The organism is Kitasatospora sp. NPDC059648 (assembly GCF_042734825.1).
Lineage (GTDB): Bacteria > Actinomycetota > Actinomycetes > Streptomycetales > Streptomycetaceae > Kitasatospora.
In genome coordinates, this window is record NZ_JBHWDU010000022.1 from 77,321 (window position 1) to 97,004 (window position 19,684).

6 protein-coding genes are annotated in these 19,684 nt (G+C 74.6%); 5 read left to right on the top strand and 1 reads right to left on the bottom strand.

Features of this window, described 5'->3' with window-relative positions:
- The first annotated feature begins 57 nt into the window (after positions 1-57).
- Genes ACFV1W_RS16230 through ACFV1W_RS16245 form a run of 4 tightly spaced genes read left to right on the top strand, consistent with a single transcriptional unit; the run spans position 58 to position 18,096 of the window.
- Complete coding sequence (locus tag ACFV1W_RS16230; protein WP_380417016.1) at positions 58-1,749, top strand: condensation domain-containing protein; 1,692 nt, start codon at positions 58-60, stop codon at positions 1,747-1,749.
- Positions 1,750-1,775: 26 nt separating this feature from the next.
- Complete coding sequence (locus ACFV1W_RS16235) at positions 1,776-9,644, top strand: amino acid adenylation domain-containing protein (RefSeq protein WP_380417018.1); 7,869 nt, start codon at positions 1,776-1,778, stop codon at positions 9,642-9,644.
- 38 nt (positions 9,645-9,682) lie between these two features.
- Positions 9,683-16,831 carry an amino acid adenylation domain-containing protein gene (locus ACFV1W_RS16240; protein ID WP_380417021.1) on the top strand — a complete coding sequence of 2,383 codons (7,149 nt, stop codon included), beginning with the start codon at positions 9,683-9,685 and terminating at the stop codon, positions 16,829-16,831.
- Positions 16,828-18,096 carry an MFS transporter gene (locus ACFV1W_RS16245; protein ID WP_380417024.1) on the top strand — a complete coding sequence of 423 codons (1,269 nt, stop codon included), beginning with the start codon at positions 16,828-16,830 and terminating at the stop codon, positions 18,094-18,096. The genes ACFV1W_RS16240 and ACFV1W_RS16245 overlap by 4 nt, the downstream gene beginning before the upstream one ends.
- A gap of 144 nt (positions 18,097-18,240) precedes the next feature.
- On the opposite strand, the gene ACFV1W_RS16250 is transcribed toward ACFV1W_RS16245, so the two are convergent.
- Positions 18,241-18,621 (bottom strand): winged helix-turn-helix transcriptional regulator, encoded by a 381-nt coding sequence (locus ACFV1W_RS16250; RefSeq protein ID WP_380417026.1) that lies wholly within the window; start codon positions 18,619-18,621, stop codon positions 18,241-18,243.
- An 80-nt stretch (positions 18,622-18,701) separates the two neighbouring features.
- Here ACFV1W_RS16250 and ACFV1W_RS16255 point away from each other — a divergent pair, with 80 nt between their 5' ends.
- Positions 18,702-19,631 (top strand): NADP-dependent oxidoreductase, encoded by a 930-nt coding sequence (locus ACFV1W_RS16255; protein ID WP_380417029.1) that lies wholly within the window; start codon positions 18,702-18,704, stop codon positions 19,629-19,631.
- Positions 19,632-19,684: the final 53 nt, after the last annotated feature.

A 19,684-nucleotide genomic window follows, 5' to 3' on the forward strand; every position in this document is an offset into this window, starting at 1 on the left:
AAGCCCGCGACAGAACGAGAACGAGCGAGAACAGGGCAGACAACGATGGAGAACGACGTGACGACGCCGGAGCAGATCCTCTGCGGCGTACTGGCGGACCTGTTCGCGATACGGCAGGTCGGGCCGCGGGACGGCTTCGTCCGGCTGGGCGGCGACAGCATCATCGCCGTCCAGGTCGTCGGCGCCGCCCGCCGGGCCGGACTGGCCGTCACCGTCCGCGACGTGCTGACCCAGCCGGACGTGGCGGCCCTGGCCGCCACCGCCCGACCGCTGGCGCCCGCCCGCCGGGCCGGCGAGGACGACGGCATCGGGGCTATCCGGCCGACGCCGATCATGCACTGGCTGCGTGAGCGCGGCGGACCGGCCGACAGCTACTACCAGTTCCTGGTGGTGCGCACCCCGGCGGAACTGACCGAGGTGGCCGCGCACTCGGTGCTGCAGGCCGTCCTCGACCGCCACGACATGCTCCGGCTGCACACGGTCGACGGAGTGCCGCACACCCGGGCGGTCGGGACCGTCAGGGCCGAGGACTGTCTCGTCCGGATCCGAACCGACGGCGCGGAAACCGCCCGCGACGTCGAACGGGAGGTGCACGCGGCACGGGACCGCCTGTCGACCGAGGACGGCGTGCTCGTCCGGGCCGTCTGGTTCGACGCGGGCCCGGCCCGGCCCGGCCGCCTCGCCCTCGTCGTCAACCACCTGGTCGTCGACGGAATCTCCTGGCGGGTGCTGACCGGCGACCTGGCGCAGGCATGGGCGGCGGTCACGGCCGGCCGCGCGCCACGCCTCGACCCCGTGCCCACCTCCTTCCGCCGCTGGTCCGAACTGCTCGCGGCGGAAGCCGCCGACGACCGGAGCGCCGCCGAACTCCCGTACTGGAACGACGTGCTGCGCCCGGGAGCCGGCACCATGGGCCGCCGCCCCCTCGACCCGGCCCGCGACCACGAGGATCTGGCCGCACACCTCGTCCTGAGCCTCCCCGCCGCCACGGTCGGACCGCTGCTGACGTCGGTGCCCGAGCGACTGGGCGCGGACACCAACGAGCTGCTGCTGACCGGCCTCGCCCTCGCCCTCGCCCGGTGGCCCGTCTGCGGGCCGAGCCTCCTGGTGGACCTGGAGGGACACGGCCGCGAGGAGATCCCCGCCGAGGCCGATCTCTCCCGCACGGTCGGCTGGTTCACCACCCTCTTCCCCACCCGCTTCGCGCTGGACGGACTGGACGCACCCGACGCCGAGCACGGCGGCCCCACCGTCGCCCTCGCCCTGCGGCGGGTGAAGGAACAGCTGCGCGCGATCCCCCGCAAGGGGCTCGGCTACGGCCTGCTGCGCCACCTCGACCCGCACGCCCGCCGGGTGCTGGCCGCCACGGACCCGGCGCAGCTCGGCTTCAACTACCTCGGCCGTTTCGGCGGGGCGGGCGACGCCGACTGGCAGCTGCTGCCCGAGTACGGTGCCCGGCTGGACGCCCCCGGCCCCGGCATGCCCATGGCGCACCCCGTCGAGGTCAACGCGTTCGTCCTCGACTCGGCGGACGGGCCCGTCCTGCACGCCGACTGGGCCTGGGCGCCGGGCGTGCTCGACGAGACACAGGTACGCGCACTCGCCGAGTCCTGGTTCCGGATGCTCACCGCCCTCGTCGCGTACGCCGCCCGTCCGGACGCCGGCGCCGCGGTCGCCGCCGATCTCACGCTCTCCACGATCGACCAGGACGAGCTGGACGATCTCGCAGCCGCCCTCGACGTCCTCTGACGCACTCCAGAAAGCGAACCCAGCCCATGAACACCAGCCAGCCGGCGATCGAGGACGTCCTGCCGCTCTCCCCGCTGCAGGAGGGCATGCTCTTCCACTCCGGATACGACCCGGAGTCGAAGCACCTCTACATCGCGCAGTTCACGGTCGACCTGGACGGCGCGCTCGACCCGGACCGGCTCAAGGAGGCCGCCGACGTCCTGCTGCGCCGTCACGCCAACCTCCGGGTCGCCTTCACGCACCGCAGGAACGGCGACCCCGTCCAGGTGGTCCGCCGCGACATGCCGCTGGCCTGGCAGGAGTACGACCTCGGCGGCCTCGACGCGCCGGCCGCCGAGGCCCGCGCCGCCGAACTGACCGACCAGGACTGGGCCCTGGGCGTGGACAGCCGCCGCCCGCCGCTGCTGCGCTTCACCCTCGTCAGGCTCGGCGCCACCCGGCACCGGCTCCTGGTGACCGCCCACCACCTGCTCCTGGACGGCTGGTCGTTCGGCCTGCTCTTCCGCGAGCTGTTCACCCTCTACGGGAACGGCGAACTGCCGCCCGTCCGGCCGTACCGCACCTACCTGACCCACCTGGCGCAGCGCGACCGACCGGCGGCCGAGCAGGCCTGGCGCACCGTACTGGCCGGTCTCGACCAGCCCACCCGGCTCGCTCCGGGCGGCCAGGTGTCGCCCGGGGCCACCCCCGAGGACGTGGTCCTGCACCTGGACGAGCAGCGGACGGCGGCCCTGACCGCCCGGGCCCGGGAGTGCGGCCTACTGCTCACCAGCGTGATCCAGGGCGCCTGGGCCGTGCTGCTCGCGCGCAGCACCGGCCACGACGACGTCGTGTTCGGCTGCACGGTCAGCGGCCGGCCCGCGGAACTGGCCGGCTCCGACCGGATGATCGGCATGCTCATCAACACCGTGCCGGTCCGCGCCCGGATCGACGGATCCGCCCCGCTGCGCGAGACGTGCCGGGCGCTGCAGCACCAGCGCGCCGACCTGGCCGACCACGACCACCTCGGACTGACCGAGCTCCAGCGCCTGGCGGGCTCCCCGGTCGCCCTCTTCGACACGAACCTGGTCTTCGAGAACTTCCCGATGAGCGACTACGCGCTCGACCTGCCGGGCGTCGACCTGGACGCGCGGATCCGGTTCCGGGACACGACGCACTTCCCGCTCACCCTGGTGGTCGAGCCGGGCGCCTCACTCGGGCTCAGGCTCAGCCACCACCCCGAACTGCTCGACCGGGAGCGGGCGGCGGAGCTCGGCGCCCGGCTGGTGCGGCTGCTGGAGCGGTGGGCGGCCGACCCCGAAGCCCCGGTCAGTGCCCTCGACGCCCTCACCGACCAGGAGCGGGACCGCGTCCTCGTGGACTGGAACGACACCGCCGCCGACTTCCCCGCCCAAGCCCTGCCCGAACTGATCGAGGCCCAGGTCGCCCGCACCCCCGAGGCCACCGCCGTCGTCTTCGAGGGGCAGCACCTGAGCTACCGCGCGCTGGACGAGCGCGCCGGCCGCCTGGCGTCCGTGCTGACCGCCCGCGGCATCGGGCCCGAGAGCCTGGTCGCGGTCGCGCTGCCGCGCTCCCCGGACCTGATCGTCGCCCTGTGCGCCGTGCTCAAGGCCGGCGCCGCGTACCTGCCCGTCGACCTCGGCCAGCCCGCGGCCCGCAACCTCGGCATCATGGCGGACGCCGCTCCGGCCCTGCTGCTGAGTTCCGGCTGGCAGGCGCCGGGGACACCGACCCTGCGCCTGGACGCCCCGCTCCCCGAGGCCGAGCCCGCTCCCCGGCCCGCCCTCGACCCCCGCCACCCCGCCTACGCCATCTTCACCTCGGGCTCCACCGGCCGCCCCAAGGGGGCCCTCGTCTCCCACGAGGCCATCGTCAACCGGCTGGAGTGGATGCAGCGCACCTACCGGCTCGGTCCCGACGACCGCGTGCTGCAGAAGACGCCGTGCGGCTTCGACGTGTCGGTGTGGGAGTTCTTCTGGCCGCTGCTGACCGGCGCCACCCTGGTGGTGGCCCGGCCCGACGGTCACCAGGACCCTTCCTACCTGGCCGAGCTGATCGAACGCGAGTCCGTCACCACCGCGCACTTCGTGCCGTCCATGCTGGACGCGTTCCTGAGCGGGCCGGACGCGTCGCGGGCCCGCTCGCTGCGCCGGGTGATCAGCAGCGGCGAAGCGCTCTCCCCCCGCACCCAGGAGACGTTCTTCCGCACCCTCCCGGACACCGAGCTCCACAACCTCTACGGCCCGACCGAGGCCGCCGTCGACGTCACCCTCTGGGCCTGCCGGCCCGGCCCCGGCCCCGTCCCGATCGGACGCCCCGCCGCCAACACCCGCGCGTACGTGCTCGACGGCAGGCTCGAACCGGCCGCGCCCGGTACGGCCGGGGAGCTCTACCTGGCCGGCGTGCAGCTGGCACGCGGCTACCTCGGCCGGCCCGGCCTGACCGCCGAGCGGTTCGTGGCCTGCCCCTTCGCGCCGGGCGAGCGCATGTACCGCACCGGTGACCTGGTGCGCTGGCGCCCGGACGGCGTCCTGGAATACCTGGGACGCACCGACGACCAGGTGAAGATCCGCGGCTTCCGGATCGAGCTCGGCGAGGTGCAGAACGCCGCCGCGGGCTGCGACGGTGTCGCCCACGCGGCCGTCGTCGTCCGCGAGGACCGGCCGGGCGATCCGCGGCTGGTCGCCTACGCGGTGCCCGCCACGGGCGCCGGCCCGACGCCCGCCGCGCTGCGCCGCGCCCTGGCCGCCGTGCTGCCGGAGCACATGGTGCCGGCGGTGGTCGTCCTCGACGCCCTGCCGGTGACGCCGAACGGCAAGCTCGACCGGCGGGCCCTGCCCGCACCCGGCCACCGTACGGGCGGCCGTACCGGGCGCACCGCCCACGAGGAGGTCCTGGCAGGCCTGTTCGCCGCGGTGCTGGGCCTGCCCGAAGTCGGCGTGGACGACGACTTCTTCGACCTGGGCGGCCACTCCCTGCTGGCCATGCGCCTGGTGACCCAGGTGCGCGCCGCCCTCGGCGTGGAACTGGGGGTCCGCGAGGTCTTCAACACCCCCACGGTCGCGACCCTCGCCGCCCGCCTCGACGGCGCGGGCGGAGCCCGCCCGGCGCTGCGGCCCGCGCAGCGCCCCGCCCGGGTGCCGCTGTCCGCCGCCCAGCGGAGGCTGTGGTTCCTCGACCGCCTCGACGGGCCGAACCCCGCCTACCACAGCGCGGTGGCCGCCCGGCTCCGCGGCCCGGTCGACGTGTCCGCGCTGCGCGCGGCGCTGGCCGACCTCGCCGAACGGCACGAGATCCTGCGCACCGTCTACCCGGAGGTGGGCGGCGAGCCCTGCCAGCACGTGCTGCCCGCGGCCCCGCTGGAGCTGGAGGTCCTCGACGCCGCCCGGGCCGACGTCGCCGAGGTCGCGGGCCGCGCCTTCGACCTGGCCGCGGCCGCCCCGGTCCGCGCCGCCCTGCTGACGGCCGGGCCCGACGAGCACACCCTGGTCCTGGCGCTCCACCACATCGCCACCGACGGCGAGTCCTGGGGGCCGCTGCTCGGCGACCTCGCGGCGGCGTACGCGGCCCGGCGGGAGGGCCGGGAGCCGGACCGCGCACCGCTGCCGGCGCAGTACGCCGACTACACGCTCTGGCAGCGGGACCTGCTGGAGGGCGTGGGGGAGGAGCAGCTCGCCCACTGGCGCGAGGCGCTCTCCGGGCTGCCCGAGGAGCTGGCACTGCCCACCGACCGCCCCCGCCCGGCGGTGGCCGGCCCGGCGGGCGACGCGGTCGCCTTCGACCTGGACGCCGCACTCACCGGCGAGCTCGAAGCGCTGGCACGGGAACACGGCTGCACCCTGTTCATGGTGCTCCAGGCGGCGCTCGCGGTGCTGCTGTCCCGCCTCGGCGCGGGCACGGACATCCCGGTGGGAACGGTGGCCGCGGGCCGCTCGGACGAGGCGCTGGACGCCCTGGTCGGCTTCTTCGTCAACACCCTGGTCCTGCGCACCGACGTCTCGGGCGACCCCGTCTTCGGCGAGCTGCTGCGCCGGGTGCGGGAGACCGACCTGGCCGCGTTCGCCCACCAGGACGTGCCCTTCGAACAGGTCGTCGAGGCGGTCAACCCGCGCCGTTCGCTGGCCCGCCACCCCCTCTTCCAGGTGGCGCTGACCCTGCGGCGCGCGGCGTCCACGCCCGCCGTGGAGCTGGCCGGGCTCACCGCCGACACCGCGGAAGTCGACGTCACCGAGGCCGAGTTCGACCTCGCGTTCCAGTTCACCGAGGAGAGCGGCCCGGCGGGCGGGCTGCGCGCCGTGGCCAAGTACCGCACCGAGCTCTTCGACCGCGACACCGTCCGCACACTCGGCGCACGGCTGCGCACGGTCCTGGAGTCGGTGGTCTCCCGGCCGCGTGCACGGGTGTCGGAGCTGGAGCTGCTGCTGCCCGGGGAGCACACCCGGCTGGTCGGGGAGCGGCCGGCCGCCACGCCGTCGCGCCCGGACACCCCCGGGGGAGTCCACCTGGCGTTCACCCGCCAGGCGGCCCGCACCCCTGACGACGTCGCGCTCAAGGCCGGACCGGTCGAGCTGACGTACCGCGAGCTCGACGAGCGCGCGACGCGGCTCGCACACCGGCTGACCCGGATCGGTGTCGGCACCGAGACCCCGGTCGCCGTGCTGATGGGGCGTTCCCCCGACGTGGTCGTGGCGATGCTGGCCGTCCTCAAGGCCGGCGGCGCCTACGTACCTCTGCACACCGGTCACCCCACCGCGCGCATCCAGCGGATCCTCGACGACGCCGGCTGCCCGGTCCTGCTGGTGGACGAGCGGTTCCACCGACTGGGACTCGACTGCGGGCAGACCGTCCTCGTGAGCGGCGCCGAAGCCGACGGCCCGGCCGGAACCGGCGACAGCGACCCCGCCGCCCCGCCGGCGCGGTGCCGACCCGACCAGCTGGCCTACCTCATGCACACCTCGGGCTCCACCGGCGAACCCAAGGGCGTCGCCGTCACCCACCGGGGCGTCCTGGACCTGGTGGCGGACCGCGGCTGGCACACCGGCGGACGCCAGCGCGTGCTGTTCCACGCCCCGCACGCCTTCGACATCGCCGACTACGAGCTGTGGGTGGCCCTCCTGTCCGGCTGGCAGGTGGTCGTCGCCCCCGAGGGCGAACTCACCGTCGCCGCACTCGGTGCACTCATCCGCGACGAGCGGATCACGGCCGTCCACCTCACCGCCGGACTGTTCCGGGTGGTCGCCGAGGAGCAGCCCGGCATCCTGGCCACCGTGCGCGAGGTGCTGACCGGCGGCGACGTGGTCAGCCCCGCCGCGGTACGGGCGGTGCAGGCCGCCTGCCCGGCCACGGCCGTCCGCCACCTGTACGGCCCGACCGAGGTGACCCTCTGCGCGACCTCCCACCTCGTCACCGGCCACGCCGACGGCCCGGTGCCGATCGGCCGGCCGCTGGACGACACCCGCGTCTACGTGCTCGACGCCCGGCTGCGCCCGGTGCCGCCCGGCACCCCCGGCGAGCTGTACGTCGCCGGTGCCGGAGTGGCGCGCGGCTACCACCGACGGCCGGCGACGACCGCACAGCGCTTCGTCGCCGACCCCTTCGGCGCACCCGGGACCCGCATGTACCGCACCGGAGACCTGGCCCGCCTGCGGACGGACGGCCTGCTGGAGTTCCTCGGCCGGGCCGACGAGCAGGTGAAGGTCCGCGGCTTCCGGGTCGAGCCGGGCGAGGTCGAGGCCGCGCTCGCCGCCTGCCCGGGCGTACGCCAGGCCGTGGTCACCGCCAGGGCGGCCGGGGACGGCGAGAAGCGGCTGGTCGGCTACGCGGTCGGCGCGCTCTCCCGGTCCGACGTGCGCGCCCGGCTCGCCGGCCTGCTGCCGGACTACATGATCCCCGCGCACATCGTCGTCCTGGACGACCTGCCGCTGACCGCCAACGGCAAGGTGGACTACCGCGCCCTGCCCGAACCCGCGCCGTCCACCGCAGCCGGCCGCCCGCCGCGCACCCCCCGGGAGGAGATCCTGGCGGGTCTCTTCGCCGAGCTCCTGGACCTCGACACCGTCGCCGCCGACGCAGGCTTCTTCGACCTGGGCGGCCACTCCCTGCTCGCGACCAGGCTGGTCAGCCGCGTCCGCACGGCCCTGGGCGTCGAACTGTCACTGCGGGACGTCTTCCGGGCGCAGACCGTCGCCGCGCTGGCCGAGCTGGCGGGCCGCGCCGGGCAGGCCAGGCCGCCACTGCGCCGGACACCGTGCGCGCAGGAGCCCCCGCTGTCCTTCGCCCAGCACCGGCTGTGGTTCGCCCAGCAGGCGCAGGAGCAGTCCGCGGACCACAACGTCCCCTTCGCCTACCGGTTGCACGGCCCGCTGGACGTGGCCGCCCTGAACGCGGCACTCGGCGATCTCACCGCCCGCCACGAGGTGCTGCGGACCCTGTTCGACGAGATCGACGGGGAACCCCGGATCCGGCTGCGCACCGCGGCACAGGCACCGGTGACGCTGCGGTGCGAGCGCCTCACCGAGGCGGACCTGCCCGGAGCCGTACGCGAGGCGGCGGGCCACCACTTCGACCTCGCACAGGACCTGCCCCTGCACGCCCGGCTGTTCGACCTGGGCGGCGACTCATGGGTACTGGTGCTGGTGGTGCACCACATCGCCACCGACGGCTGGTCCTGGGCGCCCCTGCTGGGCGACCTGGCGGCCGCCTACGCGGCCCGGCGGGAAGGCCGCGCGCCCGACTTCGAGCCGCTCCCGGCGCAGTACACCGACTACACCCTGTGGCAGCGCGAGCTGCTCGGGGACGAGCACGACCCGAGCAGCCTGATCCGTCGCCAACTGGACTTCTGGAGGAAGGAACTGGCCGACGCCCCGGCCGAGCTGGCCCTGCCCCACGACCGGCCCCGGCCGGCCGTGGCGAGCCTCGCGGGCGGCTCCGTCCCGGTGGAGCTCGACGCGGACCTCCACGCCCGCCTGCTGGACCTGGCCCGGCAGCACGGCTGCACCCTGTTCATGGTGCTCCAGGCCGGCCTCGCGGTGCTGCTGTCGCGCCTGGGCGCGGGCACCGACATCCCCATCGGCACCGTGGTCGCGGGCCGCTCGGACGAAGCACTCGACGACCTCGTCGGCTTCTTCGTCAACACCCTCGTGCTGCGCACCGACGTCTCCGGAGATCCCACCTTCACCGACCTCCTGCACCGGGTCCGGGAGACCGACCTCGCCGCGTACGAGCACCAGGACGTGCCCTTCGAACGGGTCGTGGTCGACCTCAACCCCGAACGCTCCCTGGCCCGCCACCCCCTCTTCCAGGTGCTGCTCCAGGTGCAGAACGAACCCCCGGCCCTGCCCCGCCTGGCAGGCCTCGACGCACAGGCACACCCCGTCGAGTGGCAGGTGTCGAAGTTCGACCTGGGCGTCGACCTCGGCGAACAGCGCGCGGCGGACGGCAGCCCGCTCGGCCTCGTGGGCGAACTCACCTACGCCACGGAACTGTTCGACCACCGGACCGCCGATCGGATGGCGCAGGACCTGGCCGCCGTGCTGCGGCACCTCGCGGCCGACCCCGGGCAGCCGGTGGGCACGCTCGCGCGACCGCCGTACCCCGCCCAGGACCGCCCCTCCGAGAACGCGGCCGCACCGGACACCGGCGGCGGGACCGAACAGCGGGTCCGCGAGCTGTACGCGCAGGTGCTCGGCAAGGAGTCGGTCGGCCCCGACGACAACTTCTTCGCCCTCGGCGGCCACTCGCTGCTGGTGACCCGCCTCATCAGCCGGATCCGGGCGGAGCTGGGCCGCGAGCTGAAGATCCGCGACCTGTTCCAGAACCCCACGCCGGCCACCACCGCCGCCCGACTGGACACCGCACCCCTGGCGCGCCCCGCACTGCGCCCCACGAAGTCCTGAACCCGCCCGTCGCACCCCCGCACGTCCCAGGAGGTCCTGTGTTTCCCGTTTCGTTCGCCCAGCGGCGGCTGTGGTTCCTCAACCAGATGGGCGAGACCGGCTCGGCCTACAACTGCCCGCTGGCCACCCGGCTGCACGGCCCGCTCGACGTGGCCGCCCTCGGCGCGGCGCTCGGCGACCTCGCCGCCCGCCACCACGTGCTGCGAACCGTGTTCCCCGAGGCCGACGGAGAGCCCGTGCAGCAGGTGTCGGACCGCCTCCCGCAGCTCCGGGTCACCCCGACGGCGGAGGCCGGCCTCGCGGCCGCCCTCGCCGAAGAGGCCGGGCACGTCTTCGACCTCACCGTCGAACTCCCCCTTCGAGCAAGGCTGTTCGACCTGGGTGGCGACCAGTGGGTGCTGCTGCTGGTGGTGCACCACATCGCGACGGACGGCTGGTCGTGGGGGCCGCTGCTCGGCGACCTGACGGCCGCCTACGCGGCCCGGCGCGAGAGCCGGGAGCCCGACTTCGAGCCGCTGCCGGTGCAGTACACCGACTACACCCTCTGGCAGCGTCAGGTCCTGGGGGAGGAGGACGACCCGGACAGCCTGATCCGTCGCCAACTGGACTTCTGGAGGAAGGAACTGGCCGACGCCCCGGCCGAGCTGGCCCTGCCCCACGACCGGCCCCGGCCGGCCGCGCCGAGCTTCACCGGAGGCTCGGTCCCCGTCACCCTGCACGCCGACCTGCACGCCCGGCTGCTGGGCCTGGCCCGGGAACACGGCTGCACCCTGTTCATGGTGCTCCAGGCGGGCCTGGCCGTCCTCCTGTCCCGCCTCGGCGCGGGCACCGACATCCCCGTCGGCACGGTCGTCGCGGGCCGCTCGGACGAGGCGCTGGACGACCTGGTCGGCTTCTTCGTCAACACCCTGGTCCTGCGCACCGACATGTCCGGCGACCCCACCTTCACCGAACTCCTCCACCGCGTACGCGAGGCCGACCTCGCCGTCTACGAGAACCAGGACGTCCCCTTCGAGCGGGTCGTCGGTGCCGTCAACCCCGAACGCTCCCTCGCCCGCCATCCCCTCTTCCAGGTGATGATGACGCTGGAGAGCGGACACGGCCCGGCGTTCACCCTGCCCGGCACGCGCTGCGCCGAGCAACCGGTCGGCTGGGACATCGCCAAGTTCGACCTGACGGTGGACTTCCACGAGCAGACGGGCAGCGACGGCACCCCGGCCGGGGTCACCGGGGCACTGGAGTACGCGACGGACCTCTTCGACCGCGAGACGGCCACGGACCTGGCGGCCGGCATCGCCCGCGTCCTGGAGCGCCTGGCCGCCGACCCCGGCGTGCCGCTCTCCCACGTCGACCCCCTCTCCGCCGAACAGCGCGAGCAGCTCCTGACCCACTGGAACGACACCGCGGCCCCCGTCCCGCCGCAGACCCTCCCGGAGCTGTTCGAGGCGCAGGCCGCCCGCACCCCCGACGCAACCGCCCTGGTCTTCCGGGACGCGGCCCTGAGCTTCGCCGAACTCGACGCACGCGCCAACACCCTGGCGCACCGCCTCGCCGACCACGGGGTCGGCCCCGAGCACCTCGTCGCCCTGGCCCTGCCCCGCTCCGCCGCCTCGGTGATCGCACTCCTCGCCGTGCTCAAGGCCGGCGCCGCGTTCGTCCCGGTCGACACCGACTACCCGCCCGAGCGCATCGCCCGCCTGCTGCGCACCACGACCACCGTCGTCACGGACCTCGCCACCACGGCGACCCTCCCCGACACCGGCGCCACCCGCGTCCTCGCCGACGCCCCCGGCCACTTCCCGGACACCCCCCTCGGCCGCGAGATCCACCCCCGCAGCGCCGCCTACGTCATCCACACCTCCGGATCCACCGGCGAACCCAAGGGCGTGGTGATCGACCACGCCGGACTGCGCAACCTGTACGCCTTCCACCGGGCCGGCGTCATCTCCCGCGCACAGGAGATCGGCAACGGCCGCAGGATGCGCATGGCACTCACCGCCGCGCTCTCCTTCGACACCTCCTGGGAGGGCCTGCTCTGGATGGTCGCGGGCCACGAACTCCACCTGATCGACGACGACACCCGCCGCGACGCCGCCGCCCTGGTCCGGCACATCGCCCGCGCAGGCATCGACGCCCTCGACGTCACCCCGACCTACGCCGAGCAACTGGTCGAGGAGGGACTGCTGGACGACCCCGCGCACCGCCCCCGGGTGCTGCTGCTCGGTGGTGAAGCGGCGGGCGCAGCCCTGTGGACCCGGGTCCGCGAGGCCGACGGGATGCTGTGCCACAACCTCTACGGCCCCACCGAGTGCAGCGTCGACACCCTCTGGTGGGACGCGGCCCACAGCGAGCAGCCGCTGGTGGGGCGCCCGATCGCCAACACCCGCGCCTATGTGCTCGACGACCGGCTGCGCCCCGTCGCCCCCGGCGTCCCCGGCGAGCTGTACCTGGCCGGCCCGAGCCTGGCCCGCGGCTACCTCAACCGCCCCTCGCTCACTGCGCAACGCTTCGTCGCCTGTCCCTTCGAGGCCGGCGGCCGCATGTACCGCACGGGTGACCTGGTCCGCTGGGACCGCGAGGGCCGCCTCGAATACCTGGGACGCGCGGACGACCAGGTCAAGATCCGGGGCTTCCGGATCGAACCCGGTGAGGTGGAGGCCGCGCTGCGCGGCTGCCCCGAGGTGGCCCAGGCCGCGGTGATCGCCCGGGACACCGGCCCCGGCGGCAAGCGCCTGGTGGCGTACGTGACGGCGGCCGCGGGCCGTACCGTGGAGGCCGGCGCGCTGCGCGAGCGGCTCGCCGCCGGCCTGCCCGGCCACCTGGTCCCCTCGGCCATCGTGGCCCTGGAGACGCTTCCGATGAACCGCAACGGGAAGCTGGACCGCGCCGCGCTGCCCGCACCGGACTTCACCGCGCAGACCTCCTCGCGGGCGCCGCGCGGCCCCCGCGAGGAGATCCTGGCGGAACTCTTCGCGCAGGTGCTCGGCCTGTCCGCCGTCGGCGCCGACGACGGCTTCTTCGACCTCGGCGGACACTCCCTGCTGGCCACCCGCCTGCTCTCCCGCATCCGCGCGACCCTCGGCGGCGACCTCGGCATCCGGGACCTCTTCCAGCACCCCACCGTGGCCGGGCTCGCCGCCCGCCTCGGCGATTTCGACGGCCCGGGCCACGCCCGCCCGGCCCTGACCCCGGCCCCGGACCGCCCGGACATCCTGCCCCTGTCGCCCGCCCAGCGCCGCCTGTGGTTCCTGAACCGTGCGGGCCAGGGCACCGGCTACCACTGCCCGTTCGCCCTGCGGCTGCGCGGCCGGCTGGACACCGACGCGCTGTCCCGAGCCCTCGCCGACGTCGTCGCCCGCCACGAAGGACTGCGGACGGTGTTCCCGGAACAGGACGGCGAGCCCTACCAGCAGGTGCTGGCGGCCGACGTCGCGGTGCCCCTCGACGTCGTGCCGTGCGGCCCCGAAGGCGTTGCCGAGGCCCTCGACGCCCTGGTGGCCCGTCCCTTCGACCTGGCCGGGCGCCCGCCCGTGCGCGCGGCGCTCCTGGCCGTCGGCGCGGACGAGTGGGTGCTGGTGCTGGTGGTCCACCACATCGCACTCGACGGCTGGTCCTGGGGGCCCCTCTTCCGTGACGTGGCCGACGCCTACCGGGCCCGGACCGAGGGGCACGGCCCCGACTGGCCGCCGCTCCCGGTGCAGTACGCGGACTACACCCTGTGGCAGCGGCAGGTCCTGGGGGAGGAGGGCGACCCCGAGAGCCTGGCCTCGCGTCAGCTCGCCTACTGGCGCGAGGAGCTGGCCGCATCACCGGCGGAACTCGCCCTGCCCCGCGACCGGCCCCGCCCGGCGACGGCGACCTTCGCGGGCGGCTCGGTGCCGGTGGAACTGGACGCCGACCTCCACGCCCGCCTGCTGGGCCTGGCCCGGGAGCACGGCTGCACGCTGTTCATGGTGCTCCAGGCGGGTCTGGCCGTCCTCCTGTCCCGGCTCGGTGCGGGCACCGACATCCCGATCGGCACCCCCGTCGCCGGCCGCCCGGACGAGGCACTGGACGACCTGGTCGGCTTCTTCGTCAACACCCTGGTCCTGCGCACCGACGTCTCCGGCGATCCCGCGTTCGGCGAACTCCTCGACCGCGTGCGCGAGGCCGACCTCGCCGCCTACGAGAACCAGGACGTCCCCTTCGAGCGGGTCGTCGAGGCGCTCAACCCCGAACGCTCCCTCGCCCGCCACCCCCTCTTCCAGGTCCTGCTCCAGGTGCAGGACGGCGCCGACGCCACGCTCGAACTCGCCGGACTCGACGTCCGCAGTGAACCCTTCCGCTTCGACGTCGCGCAGTTCGACCTGACCGTCGACGTCCAGGAGCGCCGCGCCGCCGACGGCACCCCCGCCGGGATCGCCGGCTTCCTGGAGTACGCGGCCGAACTGTTCGACCACACCACGGCCCAGGACATCGCCGCCGCCCTGGAACGGGTGCTCCGCCTGCTCACGACGCACCCGGACCGGCCCGTCGGCGCTGCCGACCCCCTGACGCGGGCCGACCGGCAGCGCCTGCTGACGGAGTGGAACCACACCGCGCTGCCGGTGCCGCCCGCCACCCTCCCCGAACTGTTCGAGGCCCAGTGCGCCCGCACCCCGCAGGCCGTCGCCCTCGTGCACGGCGCCACGGAGATCACCTTCGCCGACCTCGACGCCCGGTCGAACCGCCTGGCCCACCGCTTCGCCCGGGCCGGTGCGGGCCCCGAGCAGGTGGTCGCGCTCGCCCTGCCCCGCTCGCCCGCAGCCGTGTGCGCCATGCTGGCCGTCCTCAAGGCGGGCGCCGCGTTCGTGTTCGTCGACACGGACCACCCCGCCGAGCGGATCGCCCACATCCTGACGGACTGCGCCCCGGCGCTCCTCGTCACCGACCGAGAGACCGCCCACCGGCTCCCGCCGGCCGCGGCCCCGCACATCCCCCTCCTCCTCACCGACGACCGGAACGCGACCGCGGCCGAGCCCTGCGAGAGCCCGGCCCGCGCGCCCCGTCCCGCCGACGCCGCGTACCTGGTGTACACCTCCGGCTCGACCGGCCGCCCCAAGGGCGTCGTCGTCGACCACGCGGCCCTGCGCAACCTCCACGCCTTCCACCGCGCCCACACCATCCCCGCCGCCGAACGAGCCGACGCCACGAGGAGGTTGCGTGTGGCACTCACCGCCTCCCTGTCGTTCGACGCCTCCTGGGACGCCCTGATGTGGATGGTCGCCGGGCACGAACTGCACCTCATCGGCGACGACCTCCGACGCGACGCCGCAGCCTTCGTCCGGCACATCGGCGACGCAGCCCTCGACGTCGTCGACGTGACCCCCACCCACGCCGCCCAACTCGTGGCGGAAGGCCTGCTCGACGCCCCGCCACGCATGCTGCTCATCGGCGGCGAAGCAGCCGACGAACAGCTCTGGAGCCGCCTGCGCGCCACGCCGGGAATGCTCTGCCACAACCTCTACGGCCCCACCGAGTGCACGGTCGACGCCCTGTGGTGGGACACCGCCCGCAGCGAACGCCCCCTGGTGGGCGGCCCCGTCGCCAACACCCGCGCGTACGTCCTCGACGCGGCGCTGCGCCCGGTGGCGCCGGGCGTGCGGGGCGAGCTGTACCTCGCGGGCGCCGGACTGGCGCGGGGCTACCACCGCAGGCCGGGGCTGACGGCCCAGCGGTTCGTGGCGTGCCCGTTCGAGGAGGGCGCCCGGATGTACCGTACGGGCGACCTGGTGCGCTGGGACCGCGAAGGGCGGCTGGAGTACCTCGGCCGCACCGACGACCAGGTGAAGATCCGTGGCTTCCGCGTCGAACTCGGTGAGGTCGAAGCGGTGCTCGCAGCCGCCCCGGGCATCGCCCAGGCCGCCGTGACCCTACGGTCCGACGGTCCGGGCGGCGGCAAGCGGCTGGTCGGGTACGTGGTCCCGGCCCAGGACGGCGCCGCGGTGGAGCCCTCCGCGCTGCGCGCCCACGTGGCCGAGGCCCTGCCGGCCCACATGGTCCCGTCCGCGGTCGTCGTGCTCGACGCGTTCCCGCGCACGCCCAACGACAAGCTCGACCGGACGGCGCTGCCCGCACCGGATCCGGCCCACACGGCGGGAGCTGCGCGACGGGCACCCCTGACCTGTCGGGAGGAGGTCCTCGCGGGCCTGTTCGCCGAAGCGCTGGGCCTGCCCCACGACTCCGTCGGCGCCGACGACGGCTTCTTCGACCTCGGCGGACACTCCCTGCTGGCCGCCCGGCTGATGTCCCGTGTCCGGGAGGCCCTCGGCGAGGACCTGGGTGTCCAGGACCTCTTCGCGGCCCCCACCGTCGCGGGCCTCGCCGCCCGCGTACCGGAGCGTGGCACCACGGAGCCCGGCGGTACGGACGACGCGCTCGCCCCCCTGGTCACCCTGCGGTCCGGCGCCGCCGGCGAGCCCGCCCTGTTCTGTGTCCACCCGGGCGCCGGCACCGGCTGGGTGTACCGGGCCCTCCTCGAGCACCTCGACCCGGCCCGGCCGGTCCACGCGCTGCAGGCCCGTGGTCTCGGCGAGCCGGGGGCGCGGCCCGCGAGCGTCGCGGAGATGGCCGACGACTACGCCGCCCTTATCCGCACGGTCCAGCCGAGCGGCCCCTACCACCTCCTGGGCTGGTCGTTCGGCGCGCTGGTCGCCCACGCCGTGGCGGTGCGGCTCCAGGCGGACGGCGCGGACGTGGCGCACCTCGTGCTCCTGGACGGCTACCCGGCCACCGAGAAGCAGCCACGGACCGGGACGGCCGCAGCGGACCCGCTGCGGGACCTGCTGGACTCGCTCGGCTACCCGGCACAGGAGCCGTCCCGCGCAACGGGGTTCGCCCCGATGTCCCTCGCCGACCTCGTCCGCGCGGCCCGGACGGCGGACGGCCCGCTGGCGGCCTTCGACGAGGGGGCCATCGCCGCGCTGGGGGAGGCGTACGTCCATCACGACACGTTGGCCGCGGCCCACCGTCCGGGCGTCTTCCGGGGCGACCTCACGCTCGTCGGCGCCGCGCACGAGGCCGACGCGCCGGGCCCCGGGACCTGGCAGCCCTACGCTTCGGGCCGCATCGACCACCACGAGGCACCGTGCACGCACGGCGAGATGATGGCCGCGAAGCCGGCCTCGCAGATCGCCGCGCTCCTGTGCGAAGGCGCGGTCCGCCGATGAGCACGACGACGAGCACGCCGACGAGCACGACACCCCGCGCCCTGCGCCGCCGCGACTTCCGCCTCCTGTGGGCCGGCGAGTCCGTCAGCCAGTTCGGCAGTGCGACCACCCGCGTGCTCCTCCCGCTGATCGCGGTGAACGCACTGGACGCCGACTCCTTCACCATGGGCCTGCTGGGCGCCGCGGCCTGGGTGCCGTGGCTTCTGCTCGGCCTGCCCGTGGGAGCCTGGACCGACCGGATGAGACGCCGACCGGTGATGATCGTGTGCAACACGGTGTCGGCGGTGCTGATGTTCTCCCTGACGGCGGCGGACTGGCTGGGCCTCCTCACGACCGGTCAACTCCTCCTCGTCGCCCTCCTGTCCGGCACCGCCGACGTGTTCTTCCGCGCGGCCTACAGCGCGTACGTCCCCGCCCTCCTGCCGCAGGAGGAACTGGCGGACGGCAACGCCAGGCTCCAGACCAGTGAGTCCGCCGCCGAGGTCGCGGCCCCGGGAGCGGGCGGCGTGCTCGCCCAGACGGCGAACGCGGCCCTGGGCTTCCTCGCCGACGGCCTGAGCTTCCTGATGTCGGCCGTGCTCCTCGCCCGGATCCGCGCCCGCGAGAACCCGCCCGGCGGCGAGGAGCGGGCGGGAGCCGACCGGTCCCTGGCCGCCGAGATCCGCGAGGGCATCGTGTTCCTCGCCCGGGACCCGTTCCTGCGGACGATCCTGGCGTGCGACGCGGCGATGAACCTGTTCCTGGCCGGTGCCCAGTGCCTGGCGATCGTCTTCCTCAGCCGAACGGTCGGCGCCGGCGGCGGCGTCATCGGCGTCCTGATCGCCCTGACCGGCCTCGGCGGCGTCCTGGGCGCAGTGATCTCGCCCCGCCTGGCCCGCCGGTTCGGCACCGCCCGGGCGGTCATCCTCTGCGCCTTCTGCAGCGGCCCGTTCGGACTGCTGATCCCGCTCACCACGGACGGCACGGGCCTGCTGGCCTTCCTGGTCGGAGACTTCTGCCTGATGACCGGGGTCGTCGCCGGAAACGTGATCATCGTGAGCTTCCGCCAGGCCTACTGCCCCCCGGACATGCTCGGCAGGGTCAGCTCCAGCATCCGCTTCGTGATGTACGGGACGATTCCGATCGGCAGCCTCCTCGGCGGAACCCTGGGCACCGTCCTCGGCGACCGGGGCGCCCTGTGGCTCCTGTACACCGGCAACGCGCTCTGCGCCCTGCTCCTCCTCAGCGGCCCCCTGCGCACCCGACGGGAACTGCCGGTGCCGTGAGGCGAAGCGGAAGGACACGCCCGGTCAGCGGCGGCGGGATCGATTGCTGTGGAGGCCCGGGCCTCACCGCGCGCGAGGCGTCCGCCCACCCGGTCGGGCGAGCTGGCGGCGGCCGGGGGGATACCCGCTGCCCCGGCGGGCGCCTCAGCCGCCAGGGGTGACCGGCTCGGGACCGGCGTCGAGGGCATCGAGCACCGCGCCGCCGTTCGCCCTCGCCCACTCGGTCAGCACGTGGATCGGATCGATCAGCGTCTGCCCGAGCGGGGTGAGCTCGTACTCGACGCGGGGCGGCACCTCGGCGTAGGCGTGGCGGCGGACGAGTCCGTGTGCCTCGAGCCGTCGGAGCGTCTGGGTGAGCATCTTGCGGGAGATGCCGCCGATCAGCTCGACCAGTTCGCCATGGCGCACCGGGCCCCTGCTGAGGCCGTAGAGCACGACCACCGTCCACTTGTCGGCGATGAGCTCGACCGCCAGACGCGCCGGACAGTCGGCGAGAAAGGGATCACCGGGACCGAAACCGCTCATGGCGCCTACGGTACCTGCTGGTTCCTGTCGAATTCATAGCCTGGGTTCTCTGCTCCCCTCCGAACGAAGCCAGGAGAGTCATGCGAGTCATTACCCAGGAGAGGCTCGGCGGTCCCGAGGTGCTCACCATCGTGGATGTGCCCGAGCCCTTGCCCCTCCCGACCGAGGTTCTCGTCCGCGTCAAGGCGATCGGGCTGAACCCGCTGGAGGCGCGTCTGCGTGCCGGCGAGTTCCCGCTGATCGGCCGGCCGCCGTTCGTCCTCGGCTGGGACATCAGCGGCGTGGTCGAGGAGGGGCCGCAGACGTGGCGGTTGAGGCCTGGCGACGAGGTGTTCGGGATGCCGCTGTTCCCGCGGGCGGCCGGCGCGTACGCCGAGATGGTGTCGGCGCCGGCGGTGCACCTGGTGCGCAAGCCGGCGTCGCTCTCGCACGTCGAGGCGGCGGCGCTGCCGCTCGTCGGGCTGACGGCGTGGCAGGGCCTCGTCGACCTCGGCGGCGTGACCGAGGGCGACCGCGTCCTGGTCCACGGCGGTGGTGGCGGGGTCGGCCACGTCGCGATCCAGATCGCGAAAGCGTTCGGCGCGCACGTGATCACGACTGCCAGCGGGAGGAAGCGGAAGTTCGTCGAGGGGTTCGGCGCCGACGAGGTGATCGACTACACGGCGGTCGACTTCACCGAGGCCGTCCGCGACATCGACGTCGTGCTCGACACGATCGGCGGCGACACCGTCGAGCGGTCGCTCGAAGTGCTCCGCCCGGGCGGTCACCTGGTGACGGCGGTCGCTGAGGAGGAATCGGAGCTCATCGCCAGGTACGAGGCGGCCGGCATGCGCTTCAGCGGCATTGCGGTCGACCCCGATCCGGTCGCCCTGCGCGGTCTCGTCGAACTCGTCGACCAGGGCAGGCTCCGGGTCCACGTGCAGGAGACGTTCCCGTTCGAGCGCGTCGCCGACGCGCACCGGATGCTTGACGGCGGCCACCTCCAGGGCAAGCTCGTCCTCACCGTCTGAGGGTGTGGCGTGCCGAAGGCCGGATGACGCAGGTCAACCGGCGGAATGAGGCC

Excerpts from the sequence above, each read along its gene's own strand:
- ACFV1W_RS16235 (WP_380417018.1), top strand. The coding sequence starts at position 1,776 with ATGAACACCAGCCAGCCGGCGATCGAGGACGTCCTGCCGCTCTCCCCG.
- ACFV1W_RS16245 (WP_380417024.1), top strand. The coding sequence starts at position 16,828 with ATGAGCACGACGACGAGCACGCCGACGAGCACGACACCCCGCGCCCTG.
- ACFV1W_RS16250 (WP_380417026.1), bottom strand. The coding sequence starts at position 18,621 with ATGAGCGGTTTCGGTCCCGGTGATCCCTTTCTCGCCGACTGTCCGGCG.
- ACFV1W_RS16255 (WP_380417029.1), top strand. The coding sequence starts at position 18,702 with ATGCGAGTCATTACCCAGGAGAGGCTCGGCGGTCCCGAGGTGCTCACC.